Source organism: Streptomyces sp. NPDC000878, from assembly GCF_053599695.1.
In genome coordinates this window covers 1-16381 of sequence record NZ_JBSFMT010000127.1, presented here as the reverse complement: position 1 = coordinate 16381, position 16381 = coordinate 1, and the positions used below count along the sequence as shown (strand labels likewise).

The following is a 16381-nucleotide window of genomic DNA, read 5'->3' as shown; positions in this document are numbered from 1 at the left end:
GGGCCGCCCCGGGCCCGCCCCGCCGGGGGGGGGGGGGGCCCCCCCCCCCCAGGGATGGGACGGGTAAGGGCGGCGGGGGCGAAAACCCTCACCGCCCGCACCCAAACCCCCAGCTCACCCCCCACTGTCAGTCCCACCCCCTATCGTGCGGAGACATGACGAGCAGCCCACCGCACCCCACCCCCACCCCCACGCCCCACACCCAACTCTCCGCCGACGAGGCCCGCCGCATCGCCCTACGCGCCCAGGGCTTCCTAGGCACTCCCAACCGCAAGGCAGGCGTCCGCGGAATCCTCCGCCACCTGGGCGCGGTCCAGCTCGACACGATCTCCGTACTAGCCCGCTCCCACGAACTCATCCCGTACGCCCGCCTCGGCGCCATACCGCGCAAGAACGTCGAAGCGGCCTACTGGAACCCCACCCCCACAACCGAAGCCACTCCCCACCTCGCCCCCAACCCCAGCCTTCACCCCCACTCCCACCCCCACGCCTTCGAATACTGGTCACACGCCGCCTGCATCCTCCCCGTGGAGGAATGGCCCCACTTCGCCTTCCGCCGCCGCGCCTACCGCTCCCGCCCCCACTGGAACCACGACCTCCCACCCGGCACCTACGACCAGGTCATCAAGCAACTCCGCACGGAAGGCCCCCTCACCGCGACGGAGTTGGGCGGCGCGAAGCGCACCAGCGAATGGTGGGACTGGTCCGGCACCAAGGTCGCCGTCGAACGCGCCCTGATGTACGGCGAGGTGGTCTGCGTGGAGCGCCGAGGCTGGAAGCGGGTGTACGACCTGGCCGAGCGAGCCATCCCGCCCACGCTGCTGCACGACGAACTCGACGACACCGAGTGCCTGCGCCGCCTGGCCCGCCTCGCGGGCCAGTCCCTGGGCGTCGGCACCCGCGCCGACATCGCCGACTACCACCGCCTCAAGGCGGAACAGGTCGACACGGTGATCGCGGACTCGGGCCTGGTCCCCGTCACGGTCGAGGGCTGGGGCAAACCGGCCTGGGCGGACCCCGCAGCCCTGGAGACACCCCCACGAGGCCGCCACCGCACGACCCTGCTCTCCCCGTTCGACTCCCTGATCTGGGAACGGGCACGCACGGAACGGATCTTCGGTTTCACGCACCGCCTGGAGGCCTACGTCCCGAAGCCGAAGCGCGTGTACGGCTACTTCGCGATGCCGGTCCTCGCCGGCGGCCACCTAGTGGGACGAGTGGACCCCGCCCGGGAGGGCAACACCCTGGTGGCCAGACAGGTCAGCCTGCACGGCCCCAAGGCGGTCCCGGCGGTGGCCCAAGCCCTCCTCGAAGCGGCAACCTGGGTGAACTGCACGAACGTACGAGTGGAACGGGTGGACGCCCCGGACCTGCGCACCCCCCTGACAAGGGAGCTGACCCAGGCCATGGGCTGACCCACCACTACCGAATCTCGAGCCGCTACCGGATCTCGAGAATCTTCTCCCGCATCGCGTAAACCACGGCCTCCATCCTGGAGTGCAGCTGCAGCTTCTCCAGGATGTTGCGCACATGGTTCTTCACGGTGTTCTCGGAGATGAACAACTCCTTGGCGATATCCCGGTTGTTCATCCCGGTCGCGACCAGCTTGAGCACTTCCAGCTCGCGCTCGGTGAGCCGCGGCGCGGGCACCAGCCGCCGCTCGTCCGTCCGCTGGATCATCGACTTGAATTCGGTGAGCAGCTTCGACGCCATCGAGGGGCTGATCTGCGACTGTCCGTCGGCGACCGCGCGAATGGCCGTGGCCACCTCGTCCGTGGAGATCTCCTTGAGGAGATATCCGGTCGCCCCCGCCTTGATCGCTTCGTACAGATCGGCTTCCTCGTCGCTGATCGTCAGCATGATGATCTTGGCGCTGGGCGCGACCTCCTTGATGGAGGTGCACGCCTCGATCCCACCGCGCTTCGGCATCCGTACGTCCATCAGCACGATGTCGGGCAGCAGATCGGCGGCCTTGTCGACCGCCTCCGCACCGTCCCCCGCCTCGCCGACGACCTGGATGTCCTCCTCGGCCGCGAGCACGATCTCCAGTCCACGACGGAAGAGGGCATGGTCGTCCACGACAAGGACTCTGATCGGCTCCTTGCGCGAGGTGCCCACGTCCGGGCCCATGCCGGTGACGCTGTCGTCGGCATCCTCGACCTGCATCGGTCCGAAGCTGTCCGCCATCGTTCCTCCCCCTGAAGGCTGTGGCCTGTGGTTCTGTGCCATCGCCAACCCAAGGCAACGGCCCACCGGTTGGGCCGTTGCGGCCATGATTCCATGCCCGGGCGACAGTGCGGTGACAGAGCGGGTTCCGGAGGGGTCGCACACGGGTGCCCCTGGGGGCGCACACGCGCTCCAGGGGCACCCGCTCGGCTCTCTCCGGGGGCGGTCAGCCGCCCAGCGTGCCACCGGCCGCGGGGGAGTGCGCCTGATGGGCGACCATCGGGTCCGTGTTGAGGTGGATCACGCCGTAGTCGTAGGCGTGCCGCCGGTAGACGACACTCGGTTCCTTGGTCTCGGAGTCGACGAACAGGTAGAAGTCGTGCCCGACCAGTTCCATCTCGTAGAGAGCCTGGTCGAGCGTCATCGGGGAGGCGACGTGGGTCTTCTCGCGGACGACGAGGGGGCCTTCACCCTTCACTTCCAGCGAGCCGATCCTCTTGGTGGGCACGCCGTCCGCGACTTCCTCGTGGACGGGGTGACCGTTGCCGTTCAGCGTTGCCGCGTCCGGGACGTGGTCGGCGACCTCGGCGGCCGTCAGCCTGCCTGCGCCCCGTCGGGTGTAACGCTTGTCGTGCTGCTTGCGCAGCCGGGCCTCGAGCTTGTCGGCCGCGAGGTCGAGTGCCGCGTACGGGTCGCTTGCCGCTGCTTCCGCCCGGATCACCGGACCGCGGGAGTGAAGCGTGATCTCCACTCGGTCGGAGCGGTCGGCCTGCCGGGGGTTGGGCTCCTTGGAAACCTCGACGTCGAGGCTGATCACCTTGCCGTCGAGCTTCTGGATCCTCTCCAGCTTCAGCTTCTCGGCCACGTGCTTCCGGAACCGCTCGGGCACCTCGGTCTTGCGTCCCTTGACGACGATGTCCACGCAGAACTCCGTTCCCGGATCGCTCCGCTTCAGTGGCGGAGCATCTCCCTTTTGCACCAGGCTCCGGTGTGCCCCGGAACCTCGGACTCGGCGACTTCCACCTCCTCCTCCCCCATGGGCAAGATCCCCACTCGGCCGGCTGGGGTGATTAAGGAAAACCCACAGCACGGCATTCGGATTTGCGAGGTGTGGCCTGCGGCTTTCCCTCACAACCGAACATATCTCGCCCGGACGGATGTCGTCACCCTCTACCGGCGCGTACCTCCGTTCCAGTGAATTGACCCTCTCACTACCTGCAACGATGCAAGTTCGCGGTCAGTTCCGGTTTATTTCGAAAGAATCAGGCGTCGCCGCGACCACAGACGCACAGATCATGACTTCGAAGGCGGCCGGCGCCACCATTCCCGGCGCTCCCGGCCTCCGCTCCACACCCGCGCCCACGGCTCCCGGCCACCGTTCCCCTCTGCCTTCCCTCCCCGCTCCCGAATACACGGCGTTCCTCCCCCGTCTCACGTCCGCAACCGCTTCCCGCACCGCACGCGCGGCCTCAGCCAGCGAGGCGCCGGTCGTCATCAGGTCGTCGACCAGGACCACCACATCCCCACCGGACCCCGAGCTGGGACCGCCACTGGAACCCTCTCCGGGGGCCCCACCCCCACCCCCGCCCCCTCTCCCACCCACCAACAACCGCCCACCCCCCGCGACCACACCCAGCGCGCCCCCGAGATTCTCCAGCCGCTGCCGGGAGTTGAGGCCCGCCTGATCGGCCACGGCACGCCGCTGCCGCAGTACCGCCAGTACCCGGGCCGGCGTACCGGACCCGCGCAGCACACCCGCCGCGGCGAGCGCGATCCGCCGAGCCGGATCGTGCCCCCGGGCCCGCACCGCCCGACGCGCGGACGGCACCGGCACGAGCAGCACACCCGTACCACCGCGCAGGGCCCCGGCCGGCAGCCCTGCCCGTACAGCTCCCGCCAGTGCCGTCCCGAGCGGCCCCGCGAGTGTCAGTGCGCCCCTTTCCTTGTGCGCGAGGAGTACCGCGCGCACCTCGTCCTCGTACCGGGCCGCCGCGTGCACCACCGGCAGCCCTGGGGGCTCCGGCACCGGTCGCACCCGGCTCGGTGCGGCCCCGTCCAGGGCGGCACGGCACTCCGGGCAGAGCACCGTGCGAGGCCTCCCACAGCCTCCGCACTCGGCCGGCAGCACCAGGTCACTGAAGTCCCGCCACCACCCCCGCATGCCCACCACTGTGCCAACACCCGCGCCACCCGGCCACCCCTGTGGACAACGCCCTGTGGATAACTCCCCGCACCCCGAAAACCGCACCCGAACAGCACCCGGAAACACCGACGGCCCGCCGGACATCCGACGAGCCGTCGACACAGAACCGCTTGAGACCCACTTGAGAACCGCCTGGAGAGCCCCTGCAAGACCACCGCAGGCCTCCAGACAGGACAGCAGAGACCTCTCACCCCCGGATACACCGGATCACCCCGGATACACCGGAGCCGACCCCTCCTTGACCAGCTTCTGCCACTTGGACCCGGACATCAGCCGCACGATCCCGTCCTCCTCCGAGTACGCCACCAGCGGCAGCCTCTCGTCCTCGGCCGCGGCGACGGCCTTCACGCCGGTCAGCGCGGTCGGCGCCGACCCCACCGGCGTCGAGCCGTCGACCTGCACGTATGCCAGCTGCTGGACACCGCGCTGCTCACGCCCCACCACCACGAGCCGACTGTCCCCGGCCCACGACATGGCGGTGACCTCCTCCAACTGCGGTGTCACGGAGTGCAGTTCGAGGACCGACACGACCGACTGCTCCCCGGCCTTCTGCCCCGCCGCCTGCCCAGACGTGGCCGCGGTCTCCTCCTGGGCCGACCCGTCCGACGTCTCCGCCGACCGCTCGTCCCGCTCGATCCGCCCGATGTACAGCGACCGCACGCCGTCCTTCTCCACGATGAGCGCGATCCGCACCCCGTCAGCGGCCACCCGTACCGCTTCGATGCGCCCGTCGAGCCCCGGGGTCCTCACCTCCAGCGGCTCGCCCGCGCCCTTCTTCAGGAGCAGCAGCCGGGGCTTCGCGGGGTTGCGGTCGGCCACCCAGAGGTCGCCGTCGCCGTCCCAGCTGGGTGTGGTCAGCCGGTCGTCCTTGGTGGCGCCCTGGCTGGTCAGCACCGGCTCGCCGAGCGATCCGCCGGACACCAGCGACCCCACGTACAGCGAGGTCCCGTCCAGCGAGACCCCGGCCGCGCTGCCCTCGTCGCGCGAGACCGCCGCGGACCGCAGCTGCTTCTCCCCCTCACCGAGCGCGCCCGGCACCGGGGAGACCTTGTCGTCGGGATCGGGGTTGCCGCCCGCCACCCGTACGAGGCGGTGCTTGCCGTCGATGAAGTACTGGTAGTCGGGACTCTGCACCGCGACGCGCGCGGCGACGATCTCGGCCCGGTCCTTGTCTAGAAAGCACAGCTGGGTGCCGTTGGAGCGCTGCAGCGCGACCTCGCCGACACCGGTGGGGGTGAGGTCCTGGAGGGTGTAGAGGAGCTGGGCCGCCATCTCGGTGCACTTGGCGGAACCGACCCGGCTCGCCTTGTCGTTGAGCGGCACCGTCAGCCGGTTCTGGTCGTCGGGGGTCAGCGAGGTGACGCCCTTCTTGAGCGCCGTACCCGTCGGGAAACTCGACCTGACGACCGGCCCCAGCCAGCGTGAGGGCCCTTCGAGCAGCGAACTCACCGTCTGCGTCATCGGGTCGACCTTCTTGCGGACGTACACCGGATCGGCGACGGACACGGGCTGCCCGGCCGGCTCCGACGGCGTGTTCGACGCGAAGTAGTACTTATTGACGGAGGTGTAGTTGCGCAGGAAGTCCGACTTGCCCATGACGATGCCCTGCGGCAGCTCGTCGATGCGCCACTGCCCGCTCTTCTTCTCGCGTGTGAGGTGCAGCGTCTCCCGGTACTGCCCGTCGGCGGGTGCGTACGACTGCCGGGAGTCCAGCGTGGCGAACCTGCCGCCGGTCAGCGTGAACGCGTAGGCGTCGATCCCGTCCTCCCGGCTGCCCACGGGGACCTGGCCCGTACTGGGCCCGCCGCCCAGCACCGTGGTGGACGCGTCGGGCCGCCACCCCTTCGCCGCGCTCGCGGTGAGGTACTTGCGTGCCGTCTCGTAGTGCGGATCGTCGCTGGTCAGCGCCTCAAGGAAACCCTGGACGATCTCCACGGGCTGGGCGTTCTCGTGGGGCGGCAGGGCGAAGACCCGCACCTGGGCGTCCTGCCGAGGCGTGGACTCGACCCCGCGCAGATCCCCGCTGTCGGGCATCGAGGCGCATCCGGCCAGCAGTACGGCGCCACAGGCGGCGTACACCACCGTACGAACCGTTTCCCGCCGCCGACCGTCCCGCTCGCGGTCAGGGCCCACGAAATGCCTCCCCTTGCTTGTTCACGCGCTCCGGCCCGGCATCCGAGGACACCGTGTCCGAGGACGGCGACTCCGATCCGGGCTCCGTACCGGAAGTACCGTCGCGCCGCGCGCCGCCCGCCGGGCGCGGCACCACGCGCGCGCCGTTGCCGGGCAGCGCCGTGGGGTCGGCGGTCGGGGCCATGGCGGCGAGCCGTGGCGCTATCGGCCGCTGCTCGGCCGCTGCCGTCTGCACCGGCACCGTGGCGAGCTTGTCGCCACCGGCGTGCGGCAGACCCGCGTCGTTGAGTCCCCGATGGCGCCGCGAGTCCTTGGGCTCCAGCGGTATCGGTGAGCCCCGCAGGGGCTCGTCGGCGGTGCGCGGCAGCGTCAGCCGGAACTGCGAACCACCGCCCGGCTCGCCCCACGCCTGCAGCCAGCCGCCGTGCAGCCGCGCGTCCTCCAGCGCGATGGACAGGCCGAGGCCCGTACCGCCGGTGGTACGCGCGCGTGCCGGGTCGGCCCGCCAGAAGCGGCTGAAGACGCGGGTCGCCTCGCCGGGCTTGAGCCCGACCCCGTAGTCGCGCACGGCCACCGCGACCGCGCCGCCCGCGGCGGCCAGCTTCACGATGACGTCGTTGCCCTCGCCGTGCTCCACGGCGTTGACGACGAGGTTGCGCAGCACCCGCTCCACGCGCCGCGCGTCCGCCTCGGCCACGACAGGCTGCTGATCGCCGACGACCCGTACCGTCGTCCCCTTGCGCTCGGCCAGCGGCTCGGCACCGCTCACCACCCGCCGTACGACCTCCCTGAGGTCTATCGGCTCGGCCTCCAGCGCCGCCGCGCCCGCGTCGAACCGGCTGATCTCCAGCAGATCCGCGAGCAGCGTCTCGAACCGGTCCAGCTGATCGGCGAGCAGTTCGGCCGACCGCGCGGTGATGGGATCGAAGTCCACGCGCGCGTCATGGATGACATCGGCGGCCATCCGTACGGTCGTCAGCGGCGTCCGCAGCTCGTGCGACACGTCGGACACGAACCGCCGCTGCATCCGCGACAGGTCCTCCAGCTGCTGGATCTTCAGCTGGAGATTCTGCGCCATCTTGTTGAAGGCCTCGCCGAGCCGCGCGATGTCGTCCTCGCCGGTGACCTTCATCCGCTCCTGCAGCCGCCCCGCGGACAGCCGCTCGGCGATCCCCGCCGCCATCCGCACCGGCGTCACGACCTGCCGCACCACGAGCCAGGCGATGGCCCCCAGGAGTACGACGACGAACAGCCCGGCCGTCGCCAGCGTCCCCTTGACCAGGCTCAGCGACTTCTCCTCCTGCGTGAGCGGGAAGAGGTAGTACAGCTGGTACGGGTCCCCGTTCGGGTCGTCGACCTGCTTGCCGATGATCAGCGCGGGCTGCGACTCACTGCCGTTGGTGTAGGTGATACGGGTGTAGCTCTGGGCCATCAACGTGCTGCCGTCGGCCCGCTCGCGCAGCCCGTCGGGCACGCTCGACGTGGGATCCACCCCGCCGGAGGCGCGCGGTCCGCGCCCGCCGCCGCTGTCGTCGCCCGCCGGACCGACCGGGAGCGTCACGACGTCGAAGGCACCCTGGCCACCGCTGGAGAGGGACTCCACCAGGTCGCTCATCCACTGGATGACGTTCTGCGCGGGGCGGCCGTCCGCGCCGGAACCGTCGTCCCCGCTGGCGCTGGCCGCCGTGTCCGCCTTCTGTTTGGCCACCGCGAACCCACCTGCGGCCTGGCTCTGCGAAGCCTTCACCTTGGCGTCAAGGAGACCGTTGCGCACCTGCCCGATCACGACGAAGCCGAGCAGCAGGACGACACCCAGCGACATCAGCAGCGTCGTGGCGACGACCTTGAGCTGGATGTTGCGCCGCCACAGCCGCATGACGGGCAGCAGCGGCCGACGCACCCAGCGCATGAACAGCCGAAGGACCGGGCTGCCCTGGACACCGCCCTGGAGCAGCCCGCCCTCGAAGAACTGCCGCCAGCCGGAGCCGGCCTTGCGCACCCTGCCCGCCTTCTGCCGGCCGACAGGCCGCTCCGCACGCCCCCCGGAACTCCCAGGGGCCGAAGCGGCACTGTCCCCGGACATGTCAGCTCGGTCCGGCCTTGTAACCGACGCCACGGACGGTCACCACGATCTCCGGCCGCTCCGGGTCCTTCTCGACCTTGGAGCGCAGCCGCTGCACATGCACGTTGACCAGCCGGGTGTCCGCCGCGTGGCGGTACCCCCAGACCTGCTCCAGGAGCACCTCACGCGTGAACACCTGCCAAGGCTTGCGCGCGAGCGCCACCAGCAGATCGAACTCCAGCGGCGTCAACGCGATCGACTGCCCGTCCCGCTTCACAGAGTGACCGGCGACATCGATGACGAGGTCACCTATGGCCAGCTGCTCGGGCGCCGGCTCCTCCGACCGCCGCAGCCGCGCCCGGATCCGGGCGACCAGCTCCTTTGGCTTGAACGGCTTCACGATGTAGTCGTCAGCGCCCGACTCCAGGCCCACGACGACATCGACGGTGTCGCTCTTGGCCGTGAGCATCACGATCGGCACCCCGGACTCCGCCCTGATCAGGCGGCACACCTCGATACCGTCCCGACCGGGAAGCATCAGGTCCAGGAGCACCAGATCGGGCTTGGACTCACGGAAAGCGGCCAGCGCCTTGTCGCCGTCAGCTACGAAAGACGGCTCAAAACCTTCACCACGCAGCACGATGCCGAGCATCTCGGCCAGTGCCGTGTCGTCATCGACGACAAGGACTCGTCCCTTCATAAACGACATCATCCCATTAACTAAATCGTTACCTGGCGTGACCTGTCACACAGCTCAGCAAGCGCCTCAGCCGTCACGGGCGAAACCACACCCGCTTCGGTGACGATCGCCGTCACCAACTCGGGAGGCGTCACATCGAACGCCGGGTTGTACGCCTGGGTCCCCAAGGGTGCCACCGGAATCCCGCCTCCCGCTTCCACTCCCGCCACCGGCACCTGAGGTGCGGCAATCTCCGTCACCTCATGTCCGGCACGCTGTTCCACCTCTATGGACGCCCCGTCGGGGGTGTCCATATCCACCGTCGTCACCGGCGCCACCACGATGAACGGCACGTGGTGGTACCTGGCCAGCACGGCGAGCGGATAGCTCCCCACCTTGTTCGCCACCGAACCGTCGGCCGCGATCCGATCGGCCCCGATCAGTACCGCGTCCACCTCCCCGGCGGCGAACAGCGAGCCCGCCGCATTGTCCGTGAGCAAGGTGTACGCCATTCCGCTGCGCGCCGCCTCATACGCCGTCAGGCGAGCACCTTGCAGCAACGGGCGCGTTTCGTCCACCCAGAGCCTGCGCAGCCGCCCCGCCCGGTGCGCCGCAAGCGCCACCGCGAACGCCGTTCCCTCACCGCCCGACACCAGCGATCCGGTGTTGCAGTGCGTGAGCACCCGGTGCCCGCCGCCGGGCAGCAGCTCGTCCAGCAGCGCCAGCCCGTGCACAGCCATCCGCGCACTGGCCTCGGCGTCCTCCCGGTGCAGCGCCCGCGCCGCGACCAGCGCCGCGATGGCTGCCCGATCCCGGTCACCGCCCCTGGCCAGCTCCGCCCGGTACGCCTCCCGCGCCCTGCTCACCCCGACAGCGAGGTTCACGGCGGTCGGCCGGGCCTGCGCCAGCGCGACGGCGGCCTCGTCCACGTCGAAGCCACGAGCGGCGGCGAGCGCGACCCCGTACGCCCCCGCGATACCCAGCAGCGGCGCCCCGCGCACGGCCAGCGAACGGATCGCCGCCACCAGCGCGGGCGCGTCCGTGCAGACCAGCTCGACCTCCTCGGCCGGCAGTCTCGTCTGATCGAGAAGGACCAGCACCGGGCCCTCGGGGGGTTCGTCCCAGCGGATCGCCGGTATCTCGGTGGGCCGGTTGTCCTCGCGGGATTGCGCGTACTGATCAGCCATCCACCCAGTCTGCCCCCTGTACGTCGGACAATTGAAGGTGTCCAGCCCATACGGGGGCCGATCCCCCCGTGCCCTCCCCATGGCACGATGGCTGCCAACCTGCCGCGAACGCGGACGGGCACCGTGAAGGAGCGACGATGAACGACACTCCGGGCTGGGCCTCGCCCGGATCCGCCCCCTCCGACGGGCAGCAGCCCGACGCGCCCGCCCCCGCCGACCGCCCCGGCCCCGCGGAACCCGCCGACCAGCCACGCCCGGACCCGGCCGGCTCCAGCCAGAAGTGGTCCCAGGAACAGCCGCCACCCGCCCAGTGGTCCGCCCCCACCGGCTCCCAGGCCCCCGGCCAGGCCCCGCCGCCCCCACCACCGCCTCCCGGCCCGGGCTGGGGCAACCAGTACCCCGGCGCCCCCGGCGGATACGGCGGCCCCGCAGGCCCGGGAGGGTACGGCGGATACGGCCCGCCCGGCGGCCACCCCGGCTGGGGCGGCAACTGGGGCGGCCCCCCGCCCGCGGCCAAGCCCGGCGTGATCCCGCTGCGCCCCCTCGGCGTCGGCGAGATCCTCGACGGCGCCGTCTCCACCATGCGCGCCTACTGGCGCACCGTGCTGGGCATCTCGCTCACCGTCGCGGTCGTCACGGAGATCTTCGCGATCCTCCTCCAGGGATTCGTCCTGGACGACAGCACGAGCACCGCCGCCCTCAACGACACGAGCGCGAGCCTCGACGAGGTGAGCCGCGCCATGGGCGACGCCCTCCTCGGCTCCGGCCTCCTCTTCGTGATCTCCCTGATCGGCACAGTCATCGCGACCGCCCTGCTCACGGCCGTGACCAGCCGCGCCGTACTCGGCAAGCCGGCGCCCATCGGCGAGGCCTGGCGGGAAGCCCGCCCGCAGGTCCCGAAGCTGTTCGGCCTCATCTTCCTGCTGCTGCTCACCGTCGTCGCGGTCTTCGCCGTCGGCATCGCCCCCGGCGTCCTCGTGGCTCTCTCGGGTTCGGAGGGCGGCGGCGCGGCACTCGCCGTCCTGGGCGGCCTCGGCGCGGGCATCGTCGCCCTGTGGCTGATGATCCGCTTCTCCCTGGCCTCGCCGGCGCTGATGCTGGAGAAGCAGAGCATCGTGAAGTCGATCAGCCGTTCCGCGAAGCTCGTGCGCGGCTCCTGGTGGCGGGTCTTCGGCATCCAGCTGCTCGCCACGGTCATCGCGGGCGTCGTCGCGTCCATCGTCGTCCTCCCGTTCACCTTCGTCGCCGCGGCCATGACCGGAGACGGCATCAGCGGCTTCCTCAACGGCACGGGCGGCCTCGGCTGGACGTTCCTCGTCGTCAGCGGCATCGGCTCGGTGATCGGCTCCATGATCACCTTCCCGATCACCGCGGGCGTGACCGTGCTCCTCTACATCGACCACCGCATCCGCCGCGAGGCCCTCGACCTCGACCTGGCCCGCGCCGCCGGCGTCCAGGGCTACGGCTCCGGCGCCCCGGGCACCACCCCGGGGAGCTGATGCGGTGAGCCTGACGGGGGGATTTCTCACCACGGTGCCGGCCCTGCCGCCCACCGCCGGAGCGGCCGTACGAGCACTGCTGCGCGCCGGCGACACCGCCGTACTGTCACTGGCGGCCGACGACGACCCGCCGGTGACGATCCCGCGTGACCCCGCGCGGGAGGCGGCCAAGCGCGAGCTGTCCAAGCGCATGTACCACGAGAACGACCCCGGACCGCTGCAACGGGCCATGGACGCCTTCTGGAACTGGCTCGACGGACTGTTCAACGCGGCCTCGACCGCCGCCCCCGGAGGAATCCTCGGACTGATCGTCGTCCTCCTGGCCGTCGTCGCCGTGATCGGCGCCCTGTGGTGGCGCCTCGGCTCCCCGCGCCGCGGCCCCGTCTCCGCCGCCGCGCTCTTCGACGACCGCCCCCGCAGCGCCGCCGAACACCGCGCCGCCGCCGAGGCACACGCAGCCCAGGGCCACTGGAACCAGGCCGTCCAGGAACGCATGCGCGCCGTCGTCCGCGCCCTGGAGGAACGCGCGCTCCTCGACGCCCGCCCCGGCCGCACCGCCGACGAGGCAGCCGCCGAAGCGGGCCGCACCCTGCCCGCGCACACCGACCGCCTGCGCACCGCGGCCCGGGACTTCGACGACGTGACGTACGGCGGACGCACCGCGACCCCGCAGACGTACCGCAGGCTCACCGAACTCGACGACGACCTCGAACGCACGAAGCCGGCCCTGGCGATCAACAGCAGCACCCCCAGCACGGCCCACAACGCCCGCCAGGGAGCAGCCGAATGAGCACCGAGGCCACGGCGGCCCCCGCCACCACCTCGACCTCGCCCACCGCCCGCCAGGTGTGGACCCGCGCGCGGGGCGTCGTACTCGCCGTCGTCGTCCTCCTCATAGGCGCCGTCGCGATCGCCGTGATCCGCTCCGACACCCAGCGCGGCACCCTCGACCCACGTTCCGCCGACCCCCGCGGCAGCCGCGCCGTCGCCGCGCTCCTCGCCGACCGGAACGTGTCCACGCGCGTGGTCACCACCCTCGCCGAGGCGAGCGCGGCGGCCGGCGCCGACACGACCCTCCTGGTCGCGGCCCCCGACCTGCTGACCGACCGTCAACAACGGCAACTGCGCACAGCGACGGAGAACTCCGGCGGACGCACGGTCCTGGTCGCCCCCGGCAGCCCGTCCGTCGGAACACTCGCTCCCGGTGTCACCGCCGACCCCGCGATCAGCTTCGACTCGGAGCTGTCCCCGGACTGCGACCTGCCCGCCGCCCAGCGCGCGGGCACCGCGGACACGGGCGGCTTCCGCTACGACACCGGCGTCACCGACGCCGACACCTGCTACCCGAGCAACGGCCTCCCCACCCTCGTACGCGTCCCGACAGCCACCGGGGACGGCGACACCGTCGTACTCGGCGCCCCCGACATCCTCTACAACGACCGCCTCGACGAGCATGGCAACGCCTCGCTCGCCCTCCAACTGCTCGGTTCCCGCCCCCACTTGGTCTGGTACCTCCCCTCGCTGTCCGACGACTCGCTCACCGACTCCGGCGAGCGCGGCTTCTTCGACCTGCTCCCCTCGGGCTGGCTCTGGGGCACCCTGCAACTCTTCGTCGCCGCGGTCCTGGCCGCCCTCTGGCGGGCACGCCGGCTCGGCCCCCTCGTACCCGAACGTCTCCCCGTGGCGATCCGCGCCTCCGAAACCGTCGAAGGCCGCGCCCGCCTCTACCGCAAGACCAACGCCCGCGACCGCGCGGCAGGCGCTCTTCGCTCCACCACCCGCACTCGCCTCGCCCCCCTGGTCGGCGTCCCCGTCACCCAGGCGCACGCGCCCGAGTCCTTGCTCCCCGCCCTGTCCGCCCAGCTCCAGCACCACAGCGACGGACAGGCCCTGCATTCCCTCCTCTTCGGCCCGCCGCCCGGTGACGACGCAGCCCTCATCTCCCTCGCCGACCAACTCGACGCCCTCGAAAGAGAGGTACGCCGTCCATGATGGACCCGACCACTGACAACGCCGGGATCACCGGGAACCCGGACACCGCCCGGGCCTCCCTGGAAGCCCTGCGCGCCGAGATCGCCAAAGCCGTGGTCGGCCAGGACCCCGCCGTGACCGGCCTCGTCGTCGCCCTCCTCTGCCGCGGACACGTCCTACTGGAAGGAGTCCCCGGGGTAGCCAAAACGTTGCTCGTCCGGGCACTCGCATCCGCACTCGAACTCGACACCAAGCGCGTCCAGTTCACTCCGGACCTGATGCCGAGCGACATCACCGGCTCCCTCGTCTACGACACGCGCACCGCGGAGTTCTCCTTCCAACCGGGCCCGGTCTTCACCAACCTCCTCCTCGCGGACGAGATCAACCGCACTCCCCCGAAGACCCAGTCGTCCCTCCTGGAAGCCATGGAGGAACGCCAGGTCACGGTCGACGGCACCCCCCGCCCCCTCCCCGACCCGTTCCTGGTCGCCGCGACCCAGAACCCGGTCGAGTACGAGGGCACCTACCCCCTCCCCGAAGCCCAGCTGGACCGTTTCCTCCTCAAGCTCACGATCCCCCTCCCGTCCCGCCAGGACGAGATCGACGTCCTCACCCGCCACGCCGAGGGCTTCAACCCACGCGACCTGCGCGCCGCCGGCCTACGCCCCGTAGCGGGCCCGTCGGACCTGGAAGCGGCCCGCGCGGCCGTCGCCAAGACGACGATCTCCCCCGAGATCACCGCCTACGTCGTGGACATCTGCCGCGCGACCCGCGAATCCCCGTCCTTCACGCTCGGCGTCTCCCCCCGAGGCGCCACGGCCCTCCTGGCGACGTCCCGCGCCTGGGCCTGGCTGACCGGCCGCGACTACGTCATCCCGGACGACGTCAAGGCACTGGCCCTCCCCACCCTCCGCCACCGCGTGCAGCTCCGCCCGGAGGCCGAGATGGAGGGCGTGACGGCCGACTCCGTCATCAACGCGATCCTCGCCCACGTCCCCGTCCCCCGCTGATGGCACTCACCGGACGCGCCGCCCTCCTGGCGGCCCTGGGCTCGGTCCCCCTCGGCATCTGGGACCCCAGCTGGACAGGCATCCTCGCCGTGAACGGCCCCCTGGCGGTCGCATGCGCCTGCGACTACGCCCTGGCAGCCCCCGTACGCCGCCTGGGCCTCACCCGCTCCGGCGACACCTCCGCACGCCTGGGCGAACCGGCGGACGTGACTCTCACCGTCACCAACCCCTCGGGCCGCCCACTCCGCGCCCGCCTGCGCGACGCCTGGCCCCCCAGCAGCTGGCAGTCCGGCACCGAGGTGGAGGCCTCCCGCCACCGCCTGACGGTCCCCGCCGGCGAACGCCGCCGCGTCACCACCCGCCTGCGCCCCACCCGCCGAGGCGACCGCAAGGCCGACCGCGTGACGATCCGCTCGTACGGCCCCCTGGGCCTCTTCGCCCGCCAGGGCAGCCACCACGTCCCCTGGACGGTACGGGTCCTCCCCCCGTTCACCAGCCGCAAGCACCTCCCCTCCAAGCTCGCCCGCCTGCGCGAACTCGACGGCCGCACCAGCGTCCTGACCCGCGGCGAAGGCACGGAATTCGACAGCCTGCGCGAGTACGTCCCCGGCGACGACACCCGTTCCATCGACTGGCGCGCCACAGCCCGCCAAACGACGGTCGCGGTACGCACCTGGCGCCCCGAGCGAGACCGCCACATCCTCCTGGTCCTCGACACCGGCCGTACCTCGGCGGGCCGCGTGGGCGACGTCCCCCGCCTGGACGCCTCCATGGACGCGGCCCTCCTCCTCGCGGCCCTGGCCTCCCGCGCCGGCGACCGCGTGGACCTCCTCGCGTACGACCGCCGGGTACGCGCCCTGGCCCAGGGCCGCGCCGCAGCGGACGTCCTCCCGTCCCTGGTCAATGCGATGGCCACCCTGGAACCCGAACTCATCGAAACGGACGCCCGCGGCCTCGCGGCCACCACACTCCGTACGGCCCCCAGACGCTCCCTGATCGTCCTGCTCACCAGCCTGGAGACGGCCCCCATCGAGGAGGGCCTGCTCCCCGTGCTCCCACAGCTGACTCAACGCCACACAGTCCTCCTGGCCTCGGTGGCAGACCCCCACATCGCCGCCATGGCAACAGCCCGAGGAAACACAGAAGCGGTGTACGAGGCCGCAGCCGCCGCCCAGGCGCAAACGGAACGCCATCGAACCGCCGAACAACTCCGCCGCCACGGCGTGACGGTCGTCGACGCGACACCGGACGACCTGGCGCCGGCACTGGCGGACGCATACCTGGCCCTGAAAGCCGCAGGACGCCTCTGATTCGGTGTCTCTCCTTCTGCAGTCTGGAGAGACACCACACCAATAGAGAATTCCCCTGAAACGCAGAAAAGCCCCGTACCGGTATCCCCGGTACGGGGCTTTTCTCAATATTTGTTCGGCGGTGTCCTACTCTCCCACAGGGTCCCCCCTGCAGTACCATC

At 71.2% G+C, this 16381-nt stretch carries 13 protein-coding genes; 6 read left to right on the top strand and 7 right to left on the bottom strand.

The features are described 5' to 3' along the window. The first annotated feature begins 155 nt into the window (after window positions 1-155). On the top strand, window positions 156-1415 hold the full coding sequence (locus ACWDR4_RS48225; RefSeq protein ID WP_450418321.1) for a winged helix-turn-helix domain-containing protein: 1260 nt from the start codon (window positions 156-158) through the stop codon (window positions 1413-1415). 25 nt (window positions 1416-1440) lie between these two features. Here the strand turns inward: ACWDR4_RS48225 and ACWDR4_RS48220 are convergent, their stop codons facing one another. The 7 genes from ACWDR4_RS48220 to mtnA form a co-directional block, all read right to left on the bottom strand. Further along, window positions 1441-2187, bottom strand: a complete 747-nt coding sequence (locus ACWDR4_RS48220; RefSeq protein ID WP_450418319.1) for a response regulator — start codon at window positions 2185-2187, stop codon at window positions 1441-1443. Window positions 2188-2392: 205 nt separating this feature from the next. After that, the gene (hpf, locus tag ACWDR4_RS48215; protein ID WP_450418317.1) at window positions 2393-3088 is read right to left on the bottom strand and encodes a ribosome hibernation-promoting factor, HPF/YfiA family; all 696 of its coding nucleotides are present in this window, start codon (window positions 3086-3088) and stop codon (window positions 2393-2395) included. A 315-nt stretch (window positions 3089-3403) separates the two neighbouring features. Then, a complete protein-coding gene (locus tag ACWDR4_RS48210) occupies window positions 3404-4327 on the bottom strand; it encodes a ComF family protein (RefSeq protein ID WP_450418316.1) in 924 nt (307 codons plus the stop codon). 249 nt (window positions 4328-4576) lie between these two features. After that, window positions 4577-6502, bottom strand: a complete 1926-nt coding sequence (locus tag ACWDR4_RS48205) for an LpqB family beta-propeller domain-containing protein (protein ID WP_450418315.1) — start codon at window positions 6500-6502, stop codon at window positions 4577-4579. Next, window positions 6492-8585, bottom strand: coding sequence for an MtrAB system histidine kinase MtrB (gene mtrB, locus ACWDR4_RS48200; protein WP_450418313.1), 2094 nt, complete (start codon window positions 8583-8585; stop codon window positions 6492-6494). The genes ACWDR4_RS48205 and mtrB overlap by 11 nt, the downstream gene beginning before the upstream one ends. A 1-nt stretch (window position 8586) precedes the next feature. Beyond that, the gene (mtrA, locus tag ACWDR4_RS48195; RefSeq protein ID WP_187284748.1) at window positions 8587-9276 is read right to left on the bottom strand and encodes a two-component system response regulator MtrA; all 690 of its coding nucleotides are present in this window, start codon (window positions 9274-9276) and stop codon (window positions 8587-8589) included. Between the two features lie 8 nt (window positions 9277-9284). Next, window positions 9285-10430 carry an S-methyl-5-thioribose-1-phosphate isomerase gene (gene mtnA / locus ACWDR4_RS48190; RefSeq protein WP_450418311.1) on the bottom strand — a complete coding sequence of 382 codons (1146 nt, stop codon included), beginning with the start codon at window positions 10428-10430 and terminating at the stop codon, window positions 9285-9287. A gap of 137 nt (window positions 10431-10567) precedes the next feature. Between mtnA and ACWDR4_RS48185 the strand changes: the two genes are divergently transcribed. The 5 genes from ACWDR4_RS48185 to ACWDR4_RS48165 are packed head-to-tail and all read left to right on the top strand — an operon-like array spanning window position 10568 to window position 16220. Beyond that, window positions 10568-11929, top strand: a complete 1362-nt coding sequence (locus ACWDR4_RS48185) for a glycerophosphoryl diester phosphodiesterase membrane domain-containing protein (RefSeq protein WP_450418310.1) — start codon at window positions 10568-10570, stop codon at window positions 11927-11929. A gap of 4 nt (window positions 11930-11933) precedes the next feature. Next, entirely contained in the window at window positions 11934-12719 is a 786-nt protein-coding gene (locus ACWDR4_RS48180; RefSeq protein WP_450418309.1) for a DUF4129 domain-containing protein, read from the top strand. Continuing rightward, window positions 12716-13921: a DUF4350 domain-containing protein gene (locus ACWDR4_RS48175; RefSeq protein ID WP_450418307.1), complete on the top strand. Its 1206-nt coding sequence runs from the start codon at window positions 12716-12718 to the stop codon at window positions 13919-13921. Before ACWDR4_RS48180 ends, ACWDR4_RS48175 begins: the two co-directional genes overlap by 4 nt. Then, on the top strand, window positions 13921-14910 hold the full coding sequence (locus ACWDR4_RS48170) for an AAA family ATPase (RefSeq protein WP_450418306.1): 990 nt from the start codon (window positions 13921-13923) through the stop codon (window positions 14908-14910). Before ACWDR4_RS48175 ends, ACWDR4_RS48170 begins: the two co-directional genes overlap by 1 nt. Continuing rightward, window positions 14910-16220 (top strand): DUF58 domain-containing protein, encoded by a 1311-nt coding sequence (locus tag ACWDR4_RS48165; RefSeq protein WP_450418305.1) that lies wholly within the window; start codon window positions 14910-14912, stop codon window positions 16218-16220. Before ACWDR4_RS48170 ends, ACWDR4_RS48165 begins: the two co-directional genes overlap by 1 nt. Window positions 16221-16381: the final 161 nt, after the last annotated feature.

Coding starts and splice junctions, on each gene's coding strand:
- ACWDR4_RS48165 (WP_450418305.1), top strand. CDS start 14,910: ATGGCACTCACCGGACGCGCCGCCCTCCTGGCGGCCCTGGGCTCGGTC.
- mtnA (WP_450418311.1), bottom strand. CDS start 10,430: ATGGCTGATCAGTACGCGCAATCCCGCGAGGACAACCGGCCCACCGAG.
- ACWDR4_RS48220 (WP_450418319.1), bottom strand. CDS start 2,187: ATGGCGGACAGCTTCGGACCGATGCAGGTCGAGGATGCCGACGACAGC.
- mtrA (WP_187284748.1), bottom strand. CDS start 9,276: ATGATGTCGTTTATGAAGGGACGAGTCCTTGTCGTCGATGACGACACG.
- ACWDR4_RS48210 (WP_450418316.1), bottom strand. CDS start 4,327: ATGCGGGGGTGGTGGCGGGACTTCAGTGACCTGGTGCTGCCGGCCGAG.
- ACWDR4_RS48225 (WP_450418321.1), top strand. CDS start 156: ATGACGAGCAGCCCACCGCACCCCACCCCCACCCCCACGCCCCACACC.
- ACWDR4_RS48185 (WP_450418310.1), top strand. CDS start 10,568: ATGAACGACACTCCGGGCTGGGCCTCGCCCGGATCCGCCCCCTCCGAC.
- ACWDR4_RS48170 (WP_450418306.1), top strand. CDS start 13,921: ATGGACCCGACCACTGACAACGCCGGGATCACCGGGAACCCGGACACC.
- mtrB (WP_450418313.1), bottom strand. CDS start 8,585: ATGTCCGGGGACAGTGCCGCTTCGGCCCCTGGGAGTTCCGGGGGGCGT.
- ACWDR4_RS48175 (WP_450418307.1), top strand. CDS start 12,716: ATGAGCACCGAGGCCACGGCGGCCCCCGCCACCACCTCGACCTCGCCC.